13 protein-coding genes are annotated in these 23851 nt (G+C 59.0%); 5 read left to right on the plus strand and 8 right to left on the minus strand.

All coding sequences use genetic code 11. From position 1 onward, the window contains the following. Positions 1-40: 40 nt before the first annotated feature. Together PFAS1_RS05160 and PFAS1_RS29410 are read right to left on the minus strand one after the other, a co-directional pair. Positions 41-3724, minus strand: coding sequence for a Tc toxin subunit A (locus tag PFAS1_RS05160; RefSeq protein WP_076028419.1), 3684 nt, complete (start codon positions 3722-3724; stop codon positions 41-43). A 151-nt stretch (positions 3725-3875) separates the two neighbouring features. Beyond that, the gene (locus tag PFAS1_RS29410) at positions 3876-7151 is read right to left on the minus strand and encodes a hypothetical protein (protein ID WP_156886697.1); all 3276 of its coding nucleotides are present in this window, start codon (positions 7149-7151) and stop codon (positions 3876-3878) included. A 385-nt stretch (positions 7152-7536) separates the two neighbouring features. On the opposite strand from PFAS1_RS29410, the gene PFAS1_RS05170 reads away from it, so the two are divergent. Beyond that, entirely contained in the window at positions 7537-7908 is a 372-nt protein-coding gene (locus tag PFAS1_RS05170) for a DUF6124 family protein (RefSeq protein WP_076028420.1), read from the plus strand. Positions 7909-8053: 145 nt separating this feature from the next. On the opposite strand, the gene PFAS1_RS05175 is transcribed toward PFAS1_RS05170, so the two are convergent. The 3 genes from PFAS1_RS05175 to PFAS1_RS05185 all read right to left on the minus strand — a co-directional run bounded on the left by PFAS1_RS05175 (position 8054) and on the right by PFAS1_RS05185 (position 9501). Beyond that, positions 8054-8413: a PilZ domain-containing protein gene (locus PFAS1_RS05175; protein WP_074879553.1), complete on the minus strand. Its 360-nt coding sequence runs from the start codon at positions 8411-8413 to the stop codon at positions 8054-8056. Between the two features lie 241 nt (positions 8414-8654). After that, positions 8655-9041, minus strand: coding sequence for a tetratricopeptide repeat protein (locus PFAS1_RS05180; protein ID WP_076028421.1), 387 nt, complete (start codon positions 9039-9041; stop codon positions 8655-8657). Positions 9042-9210: 169 nt separating this feature from the next. Next, the gene (locus PFAS1_RS05185) at positions 9211-9501 is read right to left on the minus strand and encodes a hypothetical protein (protein ID WP_146011589.1); all 291 of its coding nucleotides are present in this window, start codon (positions 9499-9501) and stop codon (positions 9211-9213) included. 245 nt (positions 9502-9746) lie between these two features. On the opposite strand from PFAS1_RS05185, the gene pyk reads away from it, so the two are divergent. Beyond that, on the plus strand, positions 9747-11198 hold the full coding sequence (gene pyk, locus PFAS1_RS05190; protein ID WP_076028423.1) for a pyruvate kinase: 1452 nt from the start codon (positions 9747-9749) through the stop codon (positions 11196-11198). A gap of 173 nt (positions 11199-11371) precedes the next feature. Here the strand turns inward: pyk and PFAS1_RS05195 are convergent, their stop codons facing one another. The 3 genes from PFAS1_RS05195 to PFAS1_RS05205 are packed head-to-tail and all read right to left on the minus strand — an operon-like array spanning position 11372 to position 14185. After that, positions 11372-12121: an enoyl-CoA hydratase-related protein gene (locus tag PFAS1_RS05195; RefSeq protein ID WP_076028424.1), complete on the minus strand. Its 750-nt coding sequence runs from the start codon at positions 12119-12121 to the stop codon at positions 11372-11374. Positions 12122-12150: 29 nt separating this feature from the next. Beyond that, positions 12151-13086: an iron-sulfur-binding ferredoxin reductase gene (locus tag PFAS1_RS05200; RefSeq protein WP_076028425.1), complete on the minus strand. Its 936-nt coding sequence runs from the start codon at positions 13084-13086 to the stop codon at positions 12151-12153. Next, positions 13079-14185, minus strand: coding sequence for a GGDEF domain-containing protein (locus PFAS1_RS05205; protein WP_076028426.1), 1107 nt, complete (start codon positions 14183-14185; stop codon positions 13079-13081). Before PFAS1_RS05205 ends, PFAS1_RS05200 begins: the two co-directional genes overlap by 8 nt. Positions 14186-14660: 475 nt before the next feature. Between PFAS1_RS05205 and PFAS1_RS05210 the strand changes: the two genes are divergently transcribed. The 3 genes from PFAS1_RS05210 to PFAS1_RS05220 all read left to right on the plus strand — a co-directional run bounded on the left by PFAS1_RS05210 (position 14661) and on the right by PFAS1_RS05220 (position 23787). Next, positions 14661-16184, plus strand: a complete 1524-nt coding sequence (locus PFAS1_RS05210; RefSeq protein WP_008156025.1) for a fumarate hydratase — start codon at positions 14661-14663, stop codon at positions 16182-16184. Positions 16185-16420: 236 nt separating this feature from the next. After that, a complete protein-coding gene (locus PFAS1_RS05215; protein WP_076028427.1) occupies positions 16421-20953 on the plus strand; it encodes a SpvB/TcaC N-terminal domain-containing protein in 4533 nt (1510 codons plus the stop codon). Further along, the gene (locus PFAS1_RS05220; RefSeq protein WP_076028428.1) at positions 20950-23787 is read left to right on the plus strand and encodes an RHS repeat domain-containing protein; all 2838 of its coding nucleotides are present in this window, start codon (positions 20950-20952) and stop codon (positions 23785-23787) included. The genes PFAS1_RS05215 and PFAS1_RS05220 overlap by 4 nt, the downstream gene beginning before the upstream one ends. The last annotated feature ends 64 nt before the right edge of the window (positions 23788-23851 follow it).

Below are 23851 nucleotides of genomic sequence, written 5' to 3' on the forward strand. Positions count from 1 at the left end.
TCGACTGTGCAGCAGGCTGCTTCACGAGCAATCGTGTCAGTCACGAGGCTGGGGGGGGCGAGAAGGTGATGTAACCAAAGTCCTTGCTATTGCTGCTGCTGGTGCTGAGGACCCTGAACATGAATCTCCCGCCCGTAGGGCTGGAAACAAAGGCCCGGGTAAGCCCCTCACTGTTGGTGAGGCTGCCAAAGCGGATCACCACACTGTCAGAGTCAGTCGCCGCGCTGTCAGCCTCCTTCATTGTTTTGAGGTTCCAGCTCACAGGGGCGTTGATCCCCCGATTGGAGTAGTTATCTTGCATAACTGCGTAGAGTTCGACTTCAGCACCGGCCGGAACCTCACCGGTCGGCAAGCCAGAGGCCAGCTCTGGCGGGAAACGGTACGAGTTGCTGTCGGCAACGACCTCCACGGGTGGGGCCGCCTGTTTTTCGCCCATGTCCAACCAGAAGAGCGGGGTGTCGGCGCCCAGGACACGGCCCGGGATGAAATCCACCAGCACGTCTCCTGTCTCGGTGGTCACCTTTTCGACAATCGTGCCCAGGCTGGTTTGCCAGTGAACGTAGACTCCGCTCATCGCCCTGCCTTGCATGTCGCGGACAGTCAACTTGTAGGTGGCTTTTTGGTCGGGTTTACCGGCAATCACCGTGTTGTCACCCACCAAGTCGCAGGTGACCTTCGCCGTCTGGTTCTGCTCCTCGCTGGCCGTGGCGAGGACCGGTTCGGTGGTCTCGGCAAGGCTCGACAAGGCTTGCTCGGCGGCCCTCCAATAGGCTGCTCGTTCGGATGTTGTAGTGACTTTATCCGGCAGTTTGCCCATCAGAAAAACCGTCCGCGCGTCCATGCCGCTGCGAGTCGACATTTTGCGCACACGCATCAACACATCCAGATGTTGCAGGTTTCTCACCAGGGGTTGGCCGATTGATTCGGCACATTCCAGCACCTCCTGGGCGCTCCAGGCGAAATACACCGCCAGCCTGGCCGCCGCTGTTTGCTTGACCAGGTACAAGGCATCCAGCGACAGCCCCTCAGGCGGAATTGCTGTCGGATCGGCAGGCAGGGCCGCGACGTCGCGCAGATAATCCAGCAGTCGGGCCTGCGGCTGTTTGCTCATCTTGAAGGCGCGGGCCAGCACCGTCAGGTAGTAAAAGGTACTGAGCGAGACGGCCAGTGGGTCCGCCTGCGTTATCCACTTGCGATTGCCGTAGTCGAGGTAGTCCTGCAGCACTTCGACACTCAGTTCCAGTTTCAGGACGATCTCACTGCGCCGACGTATTTCGGCCAACAGCAGCAAAAAGGGATCGCCCTCCAGGCTGCGCCCACCCCGTTCTGTGGCTGTCGCGGGATCTGACACGGGACGCGTCAGCACCTCACGCAGAAAGGTATCCACACGTCCTTGCGCCCACGTCAGAACCGGTATCACCTGTTCCGAGGCCAGCCTGGTGTAAACCGTCAGGCATTGCTTGATCACCGACAACTGGGCTGCCTTCGCCTGCAGCAATACGTCAAGCATGTTCTCGACGATGGCCTCGTACAGTGGGCGATAGCTTTCACCCAGGCCCTCACGGACGGCTATGAGAAGTTTTTTGCGAGCGATGCTCGCGTAATCGGTGTCGCCGTCGTCGGAGTCCGGTTGGGTATTCACCAACCCGTGGCTGTCGGCCAGTTTACTCAGCAAGTCCAGCCAATCCGCGCCGCCCCCCAAAGGAGGCACGCCTGCCATCAGTAACTCGGCGTTGGTAAACAGCGTGCCGGCGAGCAAGTTGCGCACCTGCCCGAATAGACTCAATTCAGCTTCGGTTTCTTTCTGTGACGTGGCCGGGGCAGTCACCTGCTGCAACATCCAGGGCACCTCAAGTTCGTGCTCGCGGCACCAGTCGACGCAGGTGTGCAGGGCCTGGATGATCACCAGTACGTTGGGTGTGTCTTTGGTATGCGCCTGGATCCTTGGCACACCGGCCATGGCCTTAAGCCAGGTCTGGCCTCCAAGCATCGTCAACAGCGACACCCCATCGGTCGGATCGATGCCCAACAGACTCGACAGCTTCACCAGGCGATAGAAGCTCGAAACGACGGCCGGGGATCGGATCAGCTTGCCGTCCGTGCTGCCGTGGCCCAAGGCAACCGCTTGCGCCAGAACACTGTATGGCAGCAGCTCAATACCCAGGCCTTTGTGCAGTCGGTTGATCGTCGTATCGGGGTTGCCGATGCCGACCGTCGGCAGCAAGTCAAACGGTTCGTAATCCAGTTTCAACGCGTCCTGATAATTGCCTTTTGGATTGAACACCCGATCAAACAGCGAGGGTGTCTTGTCCCGACCATAAAACGACACCTCATGAACAAGCGCCGCAAAATCCTCTGCCTTGCAGCCGTAGCGTTCACGCAATGTTTGAAACAGACCGAGGGCCTGCACGCTGTTTTGCGTGATCAGGTACGTGGTTGAGGCGGGTGTCTCGGCCTTGATCACCGCCGCGAGCAACGCATCGACCTGCTCGGGCGGCAGCCCCAGCCATTGATCAAGGCGCAACTTGCGGTTCATGCGGTCGATTTGGGTGTGGGTGACATTCTTCAGGCGGTGCAAGTTCGGGGTCACCGTAGTGTCGAACTCAAGACCTATGGAAGTGGCCGCACCGGCGTTGATATAGACCGAACCCGACTGGGTGCCGCTGACGAGGGGCATGGTCGATGGATCGCTGGGTGCATTGACGGAACGCACGGGGGCAAAGCTGCCCACCGACAGCAACGCTTCCAGTTGCAGGGAATCAAGCTTGGTTCGCTCGCAGAAGAATGGTACCTCACTGTACTTTTTCCACTCATCCGCCTGCGTACCGAAGTGACGCAGATAGAATTCTGGAGCTTCCCCGTCATCGTCCGTACCGGTGAAATGCGCAGCCTCCGTCAACATCTCCCGCTGATACGGCCCCAGCCGCGAGGCGTGGAGCAGTGCTCTCGCCGCATCGGGGTCCGGGGCATGTGGCTGCAAAAAGTATGGCGAGGCCAGATCGACCAACTGCACCACGTCGCCGACCGACATGCCGTTGTGCCGGGCGACATAATCCAGGCTCACCCAATGCTGGTAGTACGGCAAGCCGTTCGGGTACCGCGTAACGAGCAGCGCATCCTCCAGAGTAGGCGTAGCCGCTCCGTGACTGTCGATAAAGGTTTCCAGCACCCGGACGATGATGTCCACCGCCGATACCGGTTGATACACCGCATTGAAATCGATGAGCAGCTGTTTGAGATCTTTGCGCCGATCGTGCAGCAGCAGTTTGCTAATCCCGGCGACCGCCTCGATTTTATTTTTGATCCACACCAACAGCTCAATCAGATAAGCCACGGGGGAGTAGAAAGACTCCAATGCTTGGGGCGGGCACAACGCGTCGAAATTCACGTTGAACAATTTCTGGAAACTCGGCCCTTCCATCAACGACAACAGCCCGCTCTGCGGCCCCACCGCCTGTCCAGGTTCGCCAAACAAGGTGTGTTCGATAAACTGCCGCCGCAGGTAGATCGCCAGGGCATTGGCCGGCTTGAGGAAGGCTTTCGCGTCACGCTCGGTCAGCCCGTACGTACGCATCAGCCCGCCCACACCTTGTTCTACTAACGGGAAAATTGAGCCACCGCTTTCCAGGTAGGTCGCCAGACTGGCATACCCCTCATGCTGCACTTGCTGGCTGAACGTCTGTTCAAACAGTTGCAGGGCGGGACGATTAGGGGAATTAGCCATGTTCAAGCTCCTTGCATCGGCAACCGAGGTGTCGAACAAGCCGGTGGCGGATTGTTCTGTGTATTCGATAGAGTGATTGGGCGTGATGACGGGGGTTGGCGTCTACTGTCATAAATGACAGTAGATGACACCGTTCGTCGGCTTTTTTGATCTACAGCATCGACTCGGACTGCGATGAAACCACCTCGAAGCGAGCACTTTCGGCCCAGTCCGATTCGGTCCAGGACACATCCCGGCGGATGACCTGTTTGAACCTCACCCAGTGGCCGCCCGGCGGTAAACGCAGACGCGCCTGGCTTTGCCAGCCCTGATCGGTGACGACGATATTCCTGGCCAGCACCCGCTCGGGGTTGTACCAACTCACCAGCACCCCTTCGCCGGTTTGTCCCTGGCCGGCAAACCCCACCGGGTCGCTGACCCATCGCCCCGGTGCAGGCACATCGACACTCGGCACGTACGTGCCCAGCACCACGGGCCGCTCCTCTGACGGGCTTGAGTGGAATTCACCGCGCGACTGCACAGCGATCAACGAATAGTTGCCACCGGGCCGATCCAGTTCGACCGCCACCGACCAGGTGCGATCGGGGCGCACCTGCACACACCCCAGCACGGTTTGCGGCTCATCGCTGAACGCCACCGCGACCTCATCGTCCGCATAGCCGAAACCTGACACCACCGCCTGCCGACCGACCTGCCCGACCGCGACCGGGGTTTCGATACTCGGCGCCGCAGGCACCACGCGAAATGCCTGATGCGCACTGTCCTTCGACAACCGCCCTTCAAAGGTTTGGCGGGCCCAGAGGGTTTTATGCCCGATCTCCAGCGTCACCGGCTCGCTGCGCCAGTGACCTTCGGAATTGACCAACAAATCACGCAATAAAGGCTCAGCAGAACCTTGCAGAAAGACGTCGACCCGAGCGAATGGCATGCCGGCACCGGAAATGATCGCCGTACGCGCAATCGCCCCCGCCAGGGCAGGCACCTCAATCACCGGCGGCAGCACCACTACCTCGAATACATGCACGCCACTGGGTAAGGACTCACGCGAGCCCATGATCTGCACGGCTTTAATCCGGTACTCGCGAAATGCCAACCCTTCGAGCACCACAGACCAGTAGCCGTCCATCGTCAGGAAATCGCTGCTCCCAAGATCCCCACCGAACTGAGCATCCCGCAACTGCACCCGCCCACCGGGCACACCGTCTGTGCCCTCGACCAGCAGATCACGCCCCACCTCCTCGTTGACCTCCGGTGCGGTGAACACCGGGATGGGGAGGAAGCGGTTAACCGAGAAGGGCAGGATGGTCGACGGCGAATCCTGACCGGCCGCATGCTGTGTGACCGTGAGCGTGTGGGTGATGTCGATCTCGAACGGCTCGGGACGCGTATACGTCCAGGTGTCACCTTGCACCACGGCGGGATAGACCTTTGGATCGTCGCTGAATGTCAGATTGACCAGCGCCCCGGCCCAGCAGGTGCCCTTGAAGATGGGCGTGTATTCGTTGTCGATCATCTCTGTGATGACCGGCGGGAGCAGAACAATATTCACCTCAAGGAAAAACCAATCGGAGACGACCTGGTCCAACCGCTGGCGCAGCTTAACCTCACGTTTCAATGTCGGCCCCCAGACCTCAGACGCGCGGCTTGACCAGTGTCCACCAACCACTTCGACATCCGGTGCAGCCGTGCCGCCGTTGGGGTGATTGTACAATTCGACCGTGGCCCCGTTGTAGCCACGGCCGGAGAACGTCGGCGTGTAATTCGCCACTGTATAAGTGACCTCGGTGGGGGCCGGTACCTTCCACTCGTAGGTGAACGGGAAAGCCGTCGAAACGATCCAGCCACCGTCGCCATCAGACACTTTTTGTGTGGCCGAAAAGCTGTACAGGCCAGGCGGCCAATTCGTGGCATCCACCTGCCAGGCTTTGTTGACAACCGTCACCGGGCCCAATGAGTGCCCACCTGGCCCGCTGAGTTTGGTGATTTCAACAAGGAAAACTTTGCCATCCGCGCTGTAGCCAGAGCCCGAGAACCTCACGGTGTTGTCGGGCAATGCGGTGATGGTGACAGCCGTCAGTAGGGGTGGTCGGATTTTGAAGGCGCGATCCAGACTGCGCCCGGAAACCATGCCTCCCCGACTTTGCTCCGCCACCAGGGAGACAGCGCCGGGCTCAAGGGTCACTCTCGCGGACCAGGTTTTGCCACTCTGAGTTACAGCACTCGAACCCACTGGTTTAGCATTTGATTGATCGACATAGATATTGACAGTGGAACCCGGTAAGTAATTGTTACCGGTCACGGTAAAGGACATATCTTGCTCGATAGCGGGGCCGGTGATGGCCGGAACACCTAACACTTTAAAAGTCAGTAAGTCCGAACGACCCATGCCGGCCGGTCCATTCCATTGAGCTCTTACACTCAACTCACCACTTTCCAGTATTCTAACCAAATCCTCTTTTAGTCGCAGGCCCCACTGCTGGCTGGGCGGAACTTGAACTAAACTGGTAAGCATCTGCGGAGTACCGTCCGCTCTAATCACATGAACCATCACATCCCGATTGCTCTCACCCCTAAAAACAATGTCCTTGGCGGGCACGATCTGAACAGGTTGGGGTGAAGAAATATCTATACCTCTGATTTTAAAAGGCCGGTTTAGACTATGACGCGAGGTATAACCTGACTTCGATTGCTCAACGGCAATTGAATAATCACCATAAGGCAAGCGCTGATTGAGATCGATAGCCCATTGATTTGAATTGGCCGTGAACGTTGCACTCAGCTGATCTGTCGAGTGACTTTTCATCACCCTCAGGGTACAACCTTCACCGCCGACCCCGGTAATCCTTGGCTTGCGATCTGCTATGACTTGATTTTGAGCCGGATAGGTAATAATAGGTTGATCACTCACGTATACGTAAACATGAGTATTTATGGAGAACGTCTCTTCATGTCGCCATTTCGCTTGATAGTGCCCATACCCTGAAGTAGCACTATAAACAGCATGGTGATTCCATTGTTGCCCCCTATACCACTCCTCTGCAAAAGTACTCATCACAACGTTGTTCACCATGTATTTCATCCAAACCTGGTGATTTTCCGCTTGCGGAATCTTAAAAACAAAGACATTCAAGCGATCGACAATCTCATTCCTACGGGGCCTATCGATTTGTAGTGGAGCAACAAGAACTGATCCCGCGTCGTCAGTTGTCAGGTTGTTGGCGCCGGCTTGCGGTGCACCTTCAGTTTCAGGCTCTACAGAGTTGTCCGATTTTTCATCGGCAAAATCTTTCTCATGAGCAGCATCTGTGAAATCAACACTCTTATCTGACATGATCCAACTCCTGTATTTGGACGAAAATTCGGTTTGTCGCAACTTGACCTGCTGCTTTCTTTTACATCGATCGGCGGGCGAGCGACTACCTGTCATATCTGACAGTTCCGACGAGCGGCCACCCTCTACCCCGTCACTTTTCCTAATGTTTTCAATCCTTCAGTCCCCGGCTACAGCGTCTTGCGCATTTGCCTACAGATCCGCCAGAATCCGCCGGCTTGTGCGCCTTGGTATTGCCCCGTAACTTGACCCGCGTCGCTGCCAATCAGCGATCGGGTTTAGTCGCCCGGCGGTTCGATACGATGTGCATAAGCGTCATCCAGTCGGGTATTCCCTATCCCCGCACTTGATGGTGGCTGTACGCAGGGCGCCTTCGGGCGCGCCGGATTTCGTATCTCCGCCGGTCGACTAACCTGCGTCCAGCCGCCACCCTAATTCGTTTAGTCGCGAGACGGTGGTGGCTCCATTACGGAGATCGACTATGTTCAAGGCAACACCCAATCCCCCCGAAACCGACCCGGTTTCCCCCTATTCCACCCTCGATTCAAAAAAGCTCAACGCCGCCGCCAACAAGGCGCTGGACCATTACCTCAAACCCCACATCAACCGCCTCCGTTCATCCCAGGACCGTGCCATGGAAATGTTCACCGTCGTCCCCGATGCAAACCCCGAAGCCCTGACCATCCAGACCTACGAGACCTTTTCCTCGGTCAGCATTCTGCTGCTCGACCTGGCCGAAAGCCTGGAGGACAAGCCGCGACATCTGGCGATGGCGATTTATCAGTTGAGTGAGTTGGGGTTGATGCTGGTGGAGCGGTCGCTGGCGAACGAGGCGGCGATCAAGGTGACCTGAGCTTAAATATCAGGCGCCTGCGCTAACGCCTTCGCGGGCAAGCCCGCTCCCACAGGTTCGGTGGTGTACGCCAATATTTTGTTCGACGCGATCACTGTGGGAGCGGGCTTGCCCGCGAAGGCGCCAGTACAGGCACCGCAGGGCATCACGCAGAAGCAGGCAGCGGCTGAAAACTGAAATATTGCTTCAAGGCGCTGACCAGTTGCCCATACTCCGGCGGTGCCCGTTGCAGGCTGAACCCGGCGTCGTAATGGTGAGGGGTCGTGTCTTCATGGCACCACAAACAACACCCCTGAAGATCGATGACCTGCATGCAGCCATCGCTGTCGGGGATTTTCAGGCGCAAATCGAAATCGGCGCCGATCATCATCGGCAGTTGGCTGATCAGCATCAGCCCGTCTTCGGACACGTTGCCCAGAAAGCCGATGGGTTTGTCGGTGACGCTGTTGAACACTCTTAGAAAATACGGCAGTTGATGCCGCTCGATCCGGCGGTCAGTAAACATGCGCAAATGGCCCAGCAAGGCTCTTAAGCAGAGCCGCACTAATGCTTCGGAACGGGCCTGCTTCTCTTATATAGAAGCATGGGCGCGCTCTCCCCGATCCCGGTGCGACAGTCAATAACGCCGCTGCCGCTTACGCCTGCCGATCACAGGTGTTGCGTCGATCAGAGGCAAGGCTCTAAACCGATCTATTCGACTATAGCTCACCACCGCCGGTGAGCCAGCCTTTGAACGATCAGGACCATCAGAACCGCGTCGGGCGCACGACCGCAGTCGCGCTGCGCAGCGGATAGTGGCCCAGCGACTGCAAGGTTTCCAGGCGTGCGCGGGCACGGTAGGCGTACTCACTTTGCGGGTACGCGGCGATGATGAACTGGTAGGTTTGCGCCGCATCGACAAAAAGTTTCTGCCGTTCCAGGCACAAGCCGCGCATCATCGATGCTTCCGGCCACACGTAAGGCCGCGCTCGGCTGGCGCGTTCGACTTTGGACAGTTCGAGCATTACCTGCTCGCAATTGCCGCGGTCGTAGGCGCTGTAAGCGTTATTCAAATGATGGTTCATCGACCAACGGGTGCAGCCCGTGACGCTGAGGGCACTGATGGCAAGGGCGGCAATGAGCACGAATCGCATGGGGGTTCTCCTGTCTTGAGCTCTGTATCGACCCGTTGGCGAAAATCTTCAATGATCGGGTGCTGGCAGCATAAGACAGGGAGTAACGAATCACCCGCTTCGGAGTATTGGAAAAACCAACTGAGCCGCCAAGGCTCAGTGGGCTTGCAAATGAACGAAGACGTTCCGGTCATTTGACCGTGAATTTTCGATGTGGCGACGCAGGCGAAGTATTTTGGTTAAGGGTCTGGAATGCCGAAACCGTAATCAACCCCTCCAGGTTTTCATTAGCAGTACCTGCCCAGGTACCGTCCGCCAATACGAGGGTTGTCAATACCAAATGCTGGTCTTCTACCTTTGTAATCTGAACGGTGGCACCTGGAACGCCGGCCCCCTTGAATCTGACTTGGTTTTCTACTCTAGCGCCCTCACTCGGTTCATCAATTTTCGGCGCCTTCAGTTCCTGAGTACTTGTAGCCATGTTGTCATCTCCTTGACTCGTCACCATTTGACGAGGCTCCAGCGCATTCAACCCCGCGCTCAAGCGCCCGCCTACCTGTTAGAACTAACAGTGCCGACAAACGGTAGGTCTATTGAATCGGTGCGGCTGAAAACTTTCGGGATTGTTCGTTTCAAGAAACAAACGAATAAGTAGTGCAAACGAACAATGACTACAACCAGAGACCATAGTAGCCTCACCCAGCGCTTGAACTCAGGAGTCTATGCATGTCCGTCCGTCGCACCAAAATCGTCGCTACCCTTGGCCCGGCCAGTAACTCGCCGGAAGTTCTCGAACAGCTGATTCTGGCTGGCCTGGACGTCGCCCGCCTGAACTTCTCCCACGGCACCCCCGACGAGCACAAGGCTCGCGCGAAGCTGGTGCGAGACCTCGCTGCCAAGCACGGCCGCTTCGTCGCCCTGCTGGGTGACCTGCAAGGCCCGAAAATCCGTATCGCCAAATTCGCCAACAAGAAGATCGAGCTGAAGATCGGTGATCAATTCACCTTCTCCACCAGCCATCCTCTGACCGAAGGCACCCAGACCGTCGTCGGCATCGACTACCCGGACCTGGTTAAAGACTGCGGTGTGGGCGACGAGCTGCTGCTCGACGACGGCCGTGTGGTGATGCGCGTTGATACCGCCAATGCCACCGAACTGAATTGCACCGTACTGATCGGCGGCCCGCTGTCCGACCATAAAGGCATCAACCGTCGCGGTGGCGGCCTGACCGCTCCGGCCCTGACTGAAAAAGACAAGGCCGATATCAAGCTCGCTGCCGAGATGCAGGTCGACTACCTCGCCGTGTCCTTCCCGCGTGACGCCGCCGACATGGAATACGCCCGTCAACTGCGCGACGAAGCCGGCGGTACCGCCTGGCTGGTGGCGAAGATCGAACGCGCCGAAGCCGTGGCCGACGACGAAACCCTCGACGCCCTGATCAAAGCCTCCGACGCCGTCATGGTGGCCCGTGGTGACCTGGGCGTGGAAATCGGCGACGCCGAGCTGGTGGGCATTCAGAAGAAAATCATTCTGCACGCACGCCGCCACAACAAGGCTGTGATCGTGGCGACCCAGATGATGGAGTCGATGATCCAGAACCCGATGCCGACCCGCGCCGAAGTGTCCGACGTAGCCAACGCCGTGCTGGACTACACCGACGCCGTGATGCTCTCGGCTGAAAGTGCTGCCGGCCTGTACCCGCTGGAAGCGGTGCAAGCCATGGCGCGCATCTGCATCGGCGCTGAAAAGCACCCGACCAGCAAGACCTCCAGCCACCGCATCGGCAAGGTCTTCGAAAGCTGCGACCAGAGCATCGCCTTGGCGGCCATGTACACCGCCAACCACTTCCCGGGCGTTAAAGCGATCATCGCCCTGACCGAAAGTGGCTACACGCCGTTGATCATGTCGCGCATCCGTTCCTCGATCCCGATCTACGCGTTCTCCCCGCACCGCGAAACCCAGGCTCGGGCTGCCATGTTCCGTGGCGTCTACACCGTGCCGTTCGACCCGGCATCGCTGCCGCCTGAGCAAGTCAGCCAGGCCGCGATCGACGAGTTGCTCAAGTTGGGTGTGGTCGAGAAAGGCGACTGGGTCATCCTGACCAAGGGCGACAGCTACCACACCATCGGCGGCACCAACGGGATGAAAATCCTGCACGTTGGCGACAAGATGGTCTGAGTGACCGGTTGCTGAAAAACAAAAGCCCTGCCATGTGAATGGCGGGGCTTTTTGGTTTCCCTATGATCGTTCCCACGCTCCGCGTGGGAATGCAGCCCGGGACGCTCTGCGTCCCAAAGCCGAACGCGGAGCGTCCGTTGAGGCATTCCCACGCGGAGCGTGGGAACGATCGGCTAGTGTTTACTGATGAACGCTGACAACGCCGCAATCGCTTCCGCCGAGCGCAGCCGTTGAGTGAACTGTGCGCTCTCTTCTTCTATAGCCTTGCGCAGTTGTTCGCGGTCCGCGGCGTTCATCAATTGCTTGCTGATGCGCACCGCTTCCGGCGGCAGCGTCTCGAAACGCAACGCCATCTCCCGTGCCTTGGTCAACGCCGCTTCGCCACTGTCCAAGGCTTCGGTCGCTATCCCCCACTGCGCGGCCTGCTCACCACTGAAGCCTTCGCCCAACAGTAACAACTGCGCCGCTTTGGCCTGCCCGAGCAACCGCGGCAGGATCAGGCTGGAACCAAACTCCGGACATAACCCGAGATTCACGAACGGCATGCGCAGGCGCGCATCGCGGCTGACATACACCAGATCGCAATGCAGTAACATCGTCGTGCCAATGCCCACGGCTGCACCGGCCACGGCGGCAATCACCGGTTTGCGGCATTCGAGCAGGTTGAGCATGAATTGAAACACCGGGCTGTCGAGGTTGCCCGGCGGTTGCTGGATGAAGTCGGCGATGTCGTTGCCGGCGGTGAAGCACTCGGCAGTCCCGGTGATCAGCACGGCATTGATTTCAGGGTCGGTGTCCGCCAGTTTCAGCGCTTCGGCCAAGTGGCTGTACATGGCGCGGGTCAGGGCGTTTTTCTTGTCTGGGCGGTTGAAGCGCAGGGTCAGCAGGCCGCGCTCGCGTTCAAACTGGATGGCATCGCTCATGGTCGGTCTCGCGTCTGAAAAATCAGCGCTCAACCGCGCAGAACAAAAACGTCCGCCAGCAGTTGATTACGCGGCAATCCTGCCAGGTACAAGCGCCGAGCAAAGGCGTCGACGCTGTCAGGGGCCCCGCAGAGTAAGGCCAGGGTTTGCCGTGAAACAAGCCGCAGTTGCGCCAAAGCCTCTGGCAACTCGGCCGCTGTCCACAGCTCAACGCTCAGGTTCGCGCGGCTGGCGGCCATGGCTTGCAGGGGTTTGGCCAGGTAATGCGCCTCGGCATCATGGGCCAGGTGAATGACGCGAATGGCACCTTGGTGATCTTGCCGTAGCGCTTCACGCAAGATGCCGAACAACGGCCCCAAACCGGTGCCGGCGGCCATCAGCCAAAGCGGTCGGGTGTTCCAGTCCGGGTCGTAATGCAAGGCCCCGCCGCGCAGTTCGCCGAGGCGGAGCGCATCGCCGATTTTCAGTTGACGGGCCGCATCGCTGAATTCCCCCGGCTGGCGACAATCGAGGTGGAACTCCAGGAAACGGTCTTCTTCCGGCAGACTGGCCAACGAATACGGGCGCGCCACGTTGCCCGCCCATAACACCAGATGCTGCCCGGCGCTGTAGCGCAACGGACGCTCGGGGATCAGGCGCAAACGCAACACGCTGGCGCTTAGCCAATCGACCGCCGCCACCTCGGCCGGGCGGCCGTCCTGTAGCGGATCGAACGTGTGGACTTGCAAGTCCTCGACCACCTGGCACTGACACGCCAGGCGCCAGCCTTGCTGTCGTTGGTCTGCGCTCAGGGCGTCGGGGCGGCTGTCACTCGGCAGACCTTGGACACATTGCACCAGACACGCATGGCAACTGCCGGCACGACAGCTGTAAGGCACCGACACGCCGTTCTGATTCAACGCATCGAGCAGGTTGCTGCCCGCCGACACCGACCATTGGCGTTCGCCAACCCGTAACTCAGGCATCGACGTTCTCCCACGCGGCCGCGCACCGATTGCGGCCGTCACGCTTGGCGCGATAAAGCGCCTGATCGGCACGCTGCAAGGCTTCATCGAGATCGTCGCCCAACTCGAGCAACGTCATGCCCGCCGACAAGCTGAGATGAGCGACGTTGAGTCCGATCAATTGCACATCGGTGAACGCGATGCGCAGGCGCTCGCAACAGGAGGTCAACCGCTCGGCGTTGCAATCGGGCAACAGCACGACGAATTCTTCGCCACCGTAACGGGCCAGGACATCGCCATCGCGCAAGCAGGCGGTGGCCACGGCGGCAAAGGCTTGCAGCACCTGATCACCGGCGGCATGGCCGTGCACATCGTTGATCCGCTTGAAATGGTCGAGGTCGATCAGCGCCAGGCCATGCATGACATTGGCGTCCATGGCCTTCAGCTCACGGGAGGCCAGGCGCAGGAAATGCCGGCGATTGAACAGCCCCGTCAGCTCGTCGGTGGCCACCAGGTCTTCGAGCTGGCGCATCATCCCGCGCAGGGTGTCCTGATGCGCCTGCAAGGCAAATCGGCGCTGACGCATGCGTTGACGGGAAGCCTGGACGTGACGGGCATACAGTTCCAGCCAGACCAGCACGATGAGCAGCACGCACACCTGCAACGCGGCCAGTGCCGGGTCGGGCAACTGGAAGTGGTAACCCTCCCACAGCGTGATCGCGCTGAAACTGACGAACACCAACAGCGCGCACCGCAAGAAGGCAAAGCGCGAAAGATGGAACAAGCCGAACAACAGAATCAGCACGTAGAACACCAGGAACGCGCCGCGAGCCTCGTCCAGGTGGGCGATCAGCCAGGTTTGCCAACCCAGCCCCAGCAACACTTGCGCTTCGGTCAGGCTGGGGTCGGAAAAACGCAGGTTGCAGCCGCTGTAAAACACCACGAACAACGCGGCCTGGCTGATGACGACCAGCGCACTGCCGATGGCCACGTTGGCCAGGGATTGCTCGTAATGGCCGGTGAAAAACGCCAGCCACAACAGCATCAAAGCCAGGGCGTAAGTGCCGGCTGCGAGGGCGAAGCGTTTGAGCAACAAGCGCTGGATGGCGTTATGGGTCAATCGTTGACTCACCGTGCGAAGGGAGGCTGCTTGAGTGTCCTACTCTACAGACCGAATGCCACTTTAGTTGCGCGCCTGATAAATGACCATTCAATTTTCAGGGCGAAAAACTGGCGTCAAAGGCATGACCCAAAGAAGTGATAATCCTGTGGCGAGGGATCTTGCTCCCGCTGGGCTGCGAAGCGGCCCTCTGCATTCTTTCAGTGATAACTTGCTTGCAGGTTTTACGACTGCTTCGCAGCCGAGCGGGAGCAAGCTCCCTCGCCACAAAAGCAAAAAAACCGCACCTGCCTTTATGCGACCAACGATTGACTGTCGGCGGGTGTGCCCGGAACCGAGGCGCGTTATACTGCCGCGCCTTTTTAGCGTCGCGCCAGCAGCCCCGGCGTGCCTTGAAAGGTGCTTGCAACCGACCGATACACCCAAGCTGCAAGCACCTTATTGAATGTTCCCGTCTTTTAGAGGAGCGCGACTCATGACCGTGATCAAGCAAGACGACCTGATTCAGAGCGTTGCCGACGCCCTGCAATTCATTTCCTACTACCACCCCGTTGACTTCATCCAGGCGATGCACGAAGCCTACCTGCGCGAAGAATCGCCAGCGGCCCGTGACTCCATGGCGCAAATCCTGATCAACTCGCGGATGTGCGCCACCGGCCACCGCCCGATCTGCCAGGACACCGGCATCGTTACCGTCTTCGTTCGCGTGGGCATGGACGTACGCTGGGATGGCGCCACCATGGGCCTGGACGACATGATCAACGAAGGCGTGCGCCGGGCTTACAACCTGCCGGAAAACGTCTTGCGTGCCTCGATCCTCGCCGACCCGGCGGGCGCTCGTAAAAACACCAAGGACAACACCCCCGCCGTTATCCACTACTCCATCGTTCCGGGTAACACCGTGGAAGTGGACGTGGCGGCCAAGGGCGGCGGTTCCGAGAACAAGTCGAAAATGGCCATGCTTAACCCGTCCGACTCGATCGTTGACTGGGTGCTGAAAACCGTTCCGGAAATGGGCGCCGGCTGGTGCCCACCGGGCATGCTCGGCATTGGCATCGGCGGCACCGCCGAGAAAGCCGCCGTGATGGCCAAGGAAGTGTTGATGGAATCCATCGACATTCACGAGCTGAAAAAGCGCGGCCCGTCCAACCGTATCGAAGAGATGCGCCTGGAGCTGTTCGAGAAGGTCAACCAACTGGGCATCGGCGCCCAGGGCCTGGGTGGCCTGACCACCGTGCTCGACGTGAAGATCATGGATTACCCGACCCACGCCGCTTCGTTGCCGGTGTGCATGATCCCGAACTGCGCCGCCACCCGTCACGCGCACTTCGTGCTCGACGGTTCCGGCCCGGCCTCCCTGGAAGCGCCACCGCTGGACGCCTACCCGGAAATCGTCTGGGAAGCCGGCCCATCGGCCCGTCGTGTCAACCTCGACACCCTGACCCCGGAAGACGTGCAGAGCTGGAAGCCGGGCGAAACCGTCCTGCTCAACGGCAAGATGCTCACCGGTCGCGACGCGGCGCACAAGCGCATGGTCGAGATGCTGAACAAGGGTGAAACCCTGCCGGTGGACCTCAAGGGTCGCTTCATCTACTACGTCGGCCCGGTCGATCCGGTGCGCGAAGAAGTGGTTGGCCCTGCCGGCCCGACCACTGCGACGCGGATGGACAAGTTCACCCGTCAGATCCTCGAACAAACCGGCCTGTTGGGCATGATCGGCAAATCCGAGCGCGGCCCGACCGCGATCGAAGCGATCAAGGACCACAAAGCCGTTTACCTGATGGCAGTCGGCGGCGCGGCTTATCTGGTGGCACAAGCCATCAAGAAATCCCGCGTGGTGGCTTTCGCCGAACTGGGCATGGAAGCGATCTACGAGTTCGACGTCAAGGACATGCCGGTGACGGTTGCCGTAGACAGCAAGGGTGAGTCGGTACACATCACCGGTCCGGCCATCTGGCAGAAAAAGATCAGTGAAAGCCTGGCGGTAGAAGTGCAGTAAGCGCTTGAGCTTGCCGATACGGCCGGGTCGTCTTTCAGATGACCCGGCCGTTTTTTTTGCGTGCCACTTTTACTATTCGCTATAACGCACAGCGTTTTTCAACATATTCGATCTAGAAAACCCCGCCCCACCTGTCAGATGTGACAGGTCACACCTTCCCCTGATTTTGTTAGCGTCGCTCTATCACGCGACTCCGTTGCTATGGGAGAGCGCAAAGCCGATACAGGATCAGCCCCATGGAAGAGCAAGCGTCCCTGAGCATCACTGAACCCTCGATCGCCAAGAGCGCTTCCATTGCCACGATCGGCAAAAGCTGGGGATCGGTCGGCGTAACGGGCAGTGCGTCATTCGAATTGCCGCTGCCCCTTTCAGCAGGGCGCGGTTTCGACCCCGCCATGACGCTGGGTTATGACAGCCAGGGTGGTAACGGCCCGTTCGGCATTGGCTGGCGTTTGGGGACCAGTGCCATCACTCGCCAGACCAGCAAGGGTGTGCCCGAGTACCTCGCCACCGACATCATGGTGGGGCCAGGTGGCGAGGAGTTGATGCCCGAGCTGGATGAAGAGGGCAAGCCAAAGACCAGGATCGAAACCCAATACCGCGGGCTTCCCATAGGCGAGCACAGCGTGGTGCGCTACTGGCCGCGGGTCGAGAGTTCGTTCGATCTGATCGAGCTGTGGCGTTCTGACGTCACCCCTCAAGGATTCTGGCTAGTACATGGCGCAGACGGAAGCCTTCATCTTTATGGCAAAACTGCGGTATCCCGTCGGGCAGACCCTCAGGCCGAAGACCGGGTAGGCGTTTGGCTTCTGCAGGAAAGCATGAATGCTCATGGCGAGCACATTTGCTTCGAGTACAAGCCAGAAGAACCTCATGATCCAGACAATGCACATGACTACAGCGCTCAGCGTTACTTGCATCGCGTGCTGTATGGCAATTTCGAGGCAAGCAGCCACTTGTATGGCTGGAACGTACTGAAGCTGGCGCCCCCTTCGTGGCATTTCCACCTGCTGTTCGACTACGGCGAACGCACCCTCGACCGGGAAGAGAAGCCGATCTACGGCCCGCCGTTCGATGCTCCCGGCAATGGTCATGGTGAGTGGCAATTGCGCAGCGATCCCTTCCATAGCTACACCTATGGTTTCGAACTGGGCACCCGACGCCTGTGCCATCAAGTGCTGATGTTTCATCACTTTCCAGAGCTGGGCGCAAAACCGGCGCTGGTTCGGCGATTGCTGCTGCAATACCGGTCGACGCCCCAGAAGTACACTCAACTGGCCAAAGCGCACTATCAGGCGTACGACGCCAGCGGCGCCGTGGAAAACATGCCGCCGGTGGTTTTCGACTATTCAGAGTTCGAACTCAACAAGCAGTCGAGTCCGTTTTTCCCGTTCGAAAACATGCCCGGCATCGAGGACGGTGCGCTCCACCAATGCGTTGATCTGTTCGGTGAAGGTGTGCCGGGGTTTCTCTGCCGTTACGACCAGAGCTGGTATTACCGCGAACCCTTGCGCGCGCTGACAAGTGCCGATGACATCCACTACGGTCCCTGGACAGAACTGTCGCGAATTCCCGTAGCCGATCGCAACCAACCAACCTATCAGGCATTGACCGACATGACCGGCGACGGCCGGCTGGACTGGATCCTCGCGTCCCCCGGCATGAGCGGTTTCCACACCCTTAACCCCGATCGCAGCTGGTCAGGGTTCATTCCCTTTACAGCATTCCCGGTAGAGTTTTTCCAAACGCTTACACAGTCTGGCGACTTGATGGGCGACGGGCTCAGCTCGATGGCACTGATCGGCCCGCGCAGCGTGCGCCTGTACGCCAATCGGCGTGAGGAAGGTTTCGCGCCGGGCCAGGACGTCGAGCACACACCGGACACCGACCGCCTGCCGCTGTTCAGCAACGCTCGCAGCGAACTGGTGTTGCTCGGCAATTTACTGGGCAGCGACATGACCGAGCTGTGCCGCATCCGGCACGACGAAATCAAATGCTGGCCGAACCTCGGGCACGGTCGGTTCGGCAAGGGTTTTGTCATGAGTGCCCTGCCCTTCGACTACGCGACATTCGACGCGGCGCGGGTGCGGATTGCCGACCTGGACGGCTCCGGTGCACCGGCACTGATTTATCTGAAGTCCGATTGTTTCGAGATCTATTTCAATCACGGCGGCAATGGTCTGGAGCAAATCCCCGTAACGGTCCCGTGGCCCGAAGGAATCCGCTACGACAACCTGTGCCAGGTCACCCTCGCCGACTTGCAGGGTTTGGGGTGCGCGAGCCTGATCTTGACCGTGCCGCACATGAAACCACGGCACTGGCGCTACGATTTTGTCAGCGCCAAACCGTACATGCTGGTCGCCAGCAACAACAACATGGGCTGCAGCACCCAGGTGGTGTATCGCAGTTCGGCGCAGGAATGGCTGGATGAAAAAAATCGGATACTCAAGCTCAAACGTCTGCCGATTTCCTACTTGCCGTTCCCGGTGCCCGTGGTCAAGCAACAAAGCCAGCTCGATGAAATCACCGGCAACTGCCTGAACCAGTTTTTCCAGTATTTGCAGGGTTATTACGATGGCCAGAACCGCGAGTTTCGTGGCTTTGGCCTGCTGCGCCAGACCGACAGCGAAACGGCCACACGGGCAGATGACACCGGTTTTACCGCCCCGGCGCTGGTCTGCACCTGGTTCCACACCGGACGGCAAATCGACCTGCCACGCGATGGCTATTTCAACAGTGACTCCGAAGCCTGTGATTTGAAACCCACGCTGTTCTGCCAGTATCACCGCAACGACGCTTTCGATGAGCCGATCCCGCCGCCCGATGAAGCCACCGCCCACGAAATCGCCAACGCCCTTGCAGGTTCGGTGTTGCGCGTGGAGACCTACGCCGCTGACGATGACCTGGCCACGGCAGTGCCGTTTGCGGTGGAGGAAAATCGTTACAAGGTCCGCGAGCTGCGCAAAAAGGCAGACCAAGACGCGCACCCGGTCATGCTGCCCTTGCAACTGGAGAAGATCAGTTATCAGTACGAACGCTTCGTGAATGACCCGCTGTGCCGACAGGAAATCACCTTGAGCCATGACGAGTTCGGGCTGCCTGTACATGCCATCACGGTCAGCTATGCGCGACGCCAGACCGAGCAGGATGAACCGCCCTTCGACGACGTCGATGAGCAGAAATGGTGGCTTGATGCCCATGACCCGGCGCAACAGTCCTATTACCTGAATGAAACCCGCGCCGAGTTCATTCATTTGCAGGAGGACCTGCAAGGCTGGCGACTGGGTTTGCCCTATCGGCAACGGGGCAACGCACTGGTACTGCCCAAGAAGCCAGCCTCCGGGGGACTCGCCCCCGCAGACATTTCTTATGAAGGGCTTCTCGAACTGTACGCCTCGCCCGAATGGGTGGCTCAGCGGCTACTGACCACGCAGTCGGTCTATCGCTACTTCAAGACCGACGACCGAACACTGCTTGCCGACGGCGAGGCTGATTTCGAGGCACTGCGGGCACCGCTGGAAATTGCCCAACTGGACAAGACCGCACTGCAAGCCTACGACACGGTGCCGTTGCTGGATATTCGGGACGAACTGGAAAAAATCGGTTATTCGGCCATGCCTCTGGTGCTGGGGATAGACCCAGAGGCAGACGAGGAAGAGAACAAGGAGAGAAACCTATGGTCGTCCCGGTACGGTTTTGCCAAGTACGGCGAGCTCGATAGTTTTTACAAAGTGATGGCGTACAACGAAACGCCCAGTTACGGCATCACCACAGCCTGCTACGACGCCTACAGTCTGCTGCCGAAAAGCATCACCCAGCCGGACGGATGCGAAGCCCGTTTCGAATATGACTATCACGCGCTGCAACTCATGCGCAGCTTCGATGCCAATGACAATGTCGAGGAAGCCCTTTACGAGCCGTCCGGGCAACCCCTTGCCATCAGTTTTTATGGCACTGAAGGCGGCGAAAAAGTTGGTTTTTGCCCCCTCGGCGAACAAGATCGTCCCGAGGACCATCGCCCGGGCCCTGCCATCGAAGATCCCAAAGGCGCCCTGAAAAAAGCTGCCAGTGTATTGCGCAAGGACCTGTTCAGCTGGATGGGCAAACTCCCCCCGTCCGTCAGCCAGACACCTGACTGGCTGGCCACCTGGATCGCCCAGGGTTACGTGCTACCCAGCCTGCACATTTGCGCCAGCGCCCGCCGTCGCCTGTCCCGGCTCAAGTCCCTGACCGCGCCTGAACAAGCGCTGCTCGACCTGATCCGCACGGTGCCCCGCGAACCGGTGCACAGCGTCGTCCTCACCGCCGACCGCTATTGGGATGATGAGCTGCAACAAATCCAGATCGTCAAAGTCTTTGTGGACGGTTTCGGCCGGACACTGCAGACCAAACAGTTGGTCGAGCCGGGGCTGGCTTTTGTGGTGGAAAACGGTGAGCTGGTGATTGAAGACGGCAAGCCAAAAATTGCCCACGCCGACCCGCGCTGGCGCGTCAGCGAACGTGTGGAATACAACAACAAGGGGTTGGCCGTTCGGGCATTTCGCCCTTACTTCGCCGATGGACATTGCTATATCAATGACCATTCCTTCCGGGAGTTCGGCCATCACGATCAGAACTTTTACGACGTGCTGGGTCGCCTGTACAAAGTCATCAACGCCAAAGGAGATGTCGCGTTCGAGATCATCCATCCCTGGTACACCACCAGCCTGGATTTCAACGACACCTACGTTGCGCCGCCGGAAGGAGAACTGAAGGCAGGCAAGCCATGACGACCTCGGTTCATTGGCGCACCCCGAACCTGACCGTCATCGATAGTCGGGGCTTGTCGATTCGCCAGGTCGCGTACTTGCGCAAGGTCGCTGCCGCCCCCGTGGAAACCCTGATCGGCCGCCAGCGCTACGACGTTGCCGGGCGGCTGCTGGAGCAATGGGATCCGCGGCTGTTCGGTGTCGCCCCCAACATGACCAGTGTCTACGGTCTCTCCGGCGAACCGCTGAAAGTCGATTCCGTCGATGCCGGTTGGCGTTTGAGCCTGCCGGGGCTGGCCGGGGAAGCATTGCAGCGCTGGGACCAACGCGGCAATCATTGGCGCACCACCTACGACCGTCAGTTGCGGCCGATTGCCGTTGAGGAAATTGATACGCCGAACGTCGAAACCTTTACCTACGCCGATGACTCCGCCGATCCCGCATTTAACCTGCGCGGCCAATTGACCGGGCAACTCGACCGCTCCGGCACCTTGAGTTTCGACAGCTACAGCCTGCTCGGACAACCCCTGCGCGAAACCCGAACTCTGCTCAAAGGCCAGCCCTATGTCAGCAGCCGAATGTATAGCCCAATCGGAACAGTGTTGAGCCAGACCGATGCCGGTGAGCATCAGCAACAGTCGCGCTACGACATCGCCGGGCAGCTCAAGCAGGTTCAGTTGCGGATCAAAGACAGCACCGACTGGCAACCGATTCTGCAAGATGCGCAATACAACGCCGCCGGCCAGATCATCGAACAACGCGCCGGCAACGAGGTGCTCAGCACCTGGACCTACGACCCGGCCGATGGGCGCCTGTCCACGCAACGGGCACAAAAAAATGCCGAGCCGGCGCGGCAGGACCTGGAATATTTCTACGATCGCGTCGGCAACATCACCCGCCTTGAAGACCATACCTTCCAGCCGATCCATTTCGCCAACCAGCTGGTCGACGGCCACCGCGATTTCACCTATGACTCGCTGTACCGCCTGACCCGCGCCAGCGGTTACGACGATGCACCGCCGTCGGATGTTCCGGGTCGGCCCCTGCCCGGGGATCCGAACAATCGGCTCAATTACACCCAACACTACGAGTACGACGCCGGTAACAACCTGATCGAACTGCGGCACGTGCGGGCGGGTGCCTCACACACCCGCGCGATGTTCATCGACCCTGCCAGCAACCGCGGCGTGCGCTGGAAAGAGGGAGATCCTGTCCCGATTTTCCCCGCGTTGTTCGATGTTCATGGCAACCTCCAGCACTTGCAGCCGGGCAAGACCTTGACGTGGAACACCCTGGACCAACTGGCATCGGTGACGCTGGTCAAACGCGACAACGGCACCAATGACCAGGAGTTCTACCGCTACAGCCAGGGCGTGCGCGTGTTCAAACGCCATGAAACCCACACACCTTCGCTGACTCACTTCCAGGAAGTGATCTACCTGCCGGGCCTGGAAATCCGCACCCGTGACAACGGCGAAGAACTGCACGTGATCACCCTGCCCGGTGGGCACGGCAGCGTGCGTTGCCTGCACTGGGTCAGCGGCCAACCCGCGACCATCGCCGCCGATCAAGTGCGCTACAGCGTCGATGACCATCTGGGTTCCTCCACGCTGGAGCTCGATCAAAATGCACAGGTGATCAGCGAGGAAGGTTATTACCCGTTCGGCGCCACGGCCTGGTTCGCGCGGGGAAGTGAGGTGGACGTCGACTACAAAACCATCCGCTATTCGGGCAAGGAAATGGATGACAGCGGGCTGTATTACTACGGTGCGCGCTATTACGCGCCGTGGTTGCAGCGTTGGGTGAGTGCTGACCCGGCGGGGGATGTGGATGGGCTGAACTTGTATGGGTTTGTGGGGAACAACCCGATGTTGTACGTCGACGTCAATGGCGAAACCAGAAGCCATTCTTTTAGCGAGGCAACGAGAAGATTTCAAGCGCGGGAAAACATCGAGTACGCCAGCATGCGCCAAGCCAGTGCGCCTGTCCGGGCAAGACAGGCGCTGCAAAAAAATATTGAAACGCACCTGAAAGTATTGGGCCTGTCGAAACGACGTGGACTGGATGCTCAACAGCAGATCCTCAACCATCGCTCACCTTCGGAGCACGCAGTCTCCACCACTCGCAGAACAGGCGTCCACCTTGGTGGGCAAATTTTGAGTTATGGCGCAGGGATCGCGATCGGGGCTGCCTTACAACCCCTGGCGTCTGTCGCACCCGGTGTCGGTAATGTGGCAGCCGTAGCCCTTGGATTTGCGGTGAAAAAGGGCGTCAGTTTTGCGGTGGACTACATCGCCGAACGAACAGGTGCCAGTGCTTCTGTAAATCTCAAGGGCAGCAAGCTCTCCCCGGAGAAAATCATCAATAAAGCCGAATACAAGACGATGGCGTTCACCCCCTATATCGAGAAAAAATATGAACAAATGATCAAGAGCAATACAAAAGGCCGGCTCAAGGCCGGCAAAGAAGGTGCCAGTGTTGGCGCCAGCGTGGCCCTGAAAATATTCGCCCCGCAGGTTGCCAGCGAGGCCAGTGCAGGACTGGGCATGGTGCTTGGCGGGGTTGAGATTATTCATGAGGTCAACGGTGCCGGAAACGAGCTGTCGGCAGAAAAAACCGCCAAGGCAGACACTAATCTGACCGACCTGATTGACGCGCTGGACACCCGAATGGCCGGTATTGAAGCGTTTTTCAATTCGATGGACGTTAGCGCCATGAACACCTTCAGCCTTTTTGGAGAATCGGCAGGGGACTCGGTTCAGAGCCTCTGGCAAGAGACGAGAGACGTAATAGGTGTGCTGAAGGATACCCAAACCATGCTGCGCTCCAGATCCAGTAAATTTACCGCCGTGTAGGCGACTGCATCTCGGGGCAGAACGATCCACGGGCCCATGTTATGGTGCCCGCCCGTTCTCCTAT

The organism is Pseudomonas frederiksbergensis (genome assembly GCF_001952935.1).
Taxonomy (GTDB): Bacteria; Pseudomonadota; Gammaproteobacteria; order Pseudomonadales; family Pseudomonadaceae; genus Aquipseudomonas; species Aquipseudomonas frederiksbergensis.

Coding starts and splice junctions, on each gene's coding strand:
- PFAS1_RS05160 (WP_076028419.1), bottom strand. CDS start 3,724: ATGGCTAATTCCCCTAATCGTCCCGCCCTGCAACTGTTTGAACAGACG.
- PFAS1_RS29410 (WP_156886697.1), bottom strand. CDS start 7,151: ATGACAGGTAGTCGCTCGCCCGCCGATCGATGTAAAAGAAAGCAGCAG.
- PFAS1_RS05170 (WP_076028420.1), top strand. CDS start 7,537: ATGTTCAAGGCAACACCCAATCCCCCCGAAACCGACCCGGTTTCCCCC.
- PFAS1_RS05175 (WP_074879553.1), bottom strand. CDS start 8,413: ATGTTTACTGACCGCCGGATCGAGCGGCATCAACTGCCGTATTTTCTA.
- PFAS1_RS05180 (WP_076028421.1), bottom strand. CDS start 9,041: ATGCGATTCGTGCTCATTGCCGCCCTTGCCATCAGTGCCCTCAGCGTC.
- PFAS1_RS05185 (WP_146011589.1), bottom strand. CDS start 9,501: ATGGCTACAAGTACTCAGGAACTGAAGGCGCCGAAAATTGATGAACCG.
- pyk (WP_076028423.1), top strand. CDS start 9,747: ATGTCCGTCCGTCGCACCAAAATCGTCGCTACCCTTGGCCCGGCCAGT.
- PFAS1_RS05195 (WP_076028424.1), bottom strand. CDS start 12,121: ATGAGCGATGCCATCCAGTTTGAACGCGAGCGCGGCCTGCTGACCCTG.
- PFAS1_RS05200 (WP_076028425.1), bottom strand. CDS start 13,086: ATGCCTGAGTTACGGGTTGGCGAACGCCAATGGTCGGTGTCGGCGGGC.
- PFAS1_RS05210 (WP_008156025.1), top strand. CDS start 14,661: ATGACCGTGATCAAGCAAGACGACCTGATTCAGAGCGTTGCCGACGCC.
- PFAS1_RS05215 (WP_076028427.1), top strand. CDS start 16,421: ATGGAAGAGCAAGCGTCCCTGAGCATCACTGAACCCTCGATCGCCAAG.
- PFAS1_RS05220 (WP_076028428.1), top strand. CDS start 20,950: ATGACGACCTCGGTTCATTGGCGCACCCCGAACCTGACCGTCATCGAT.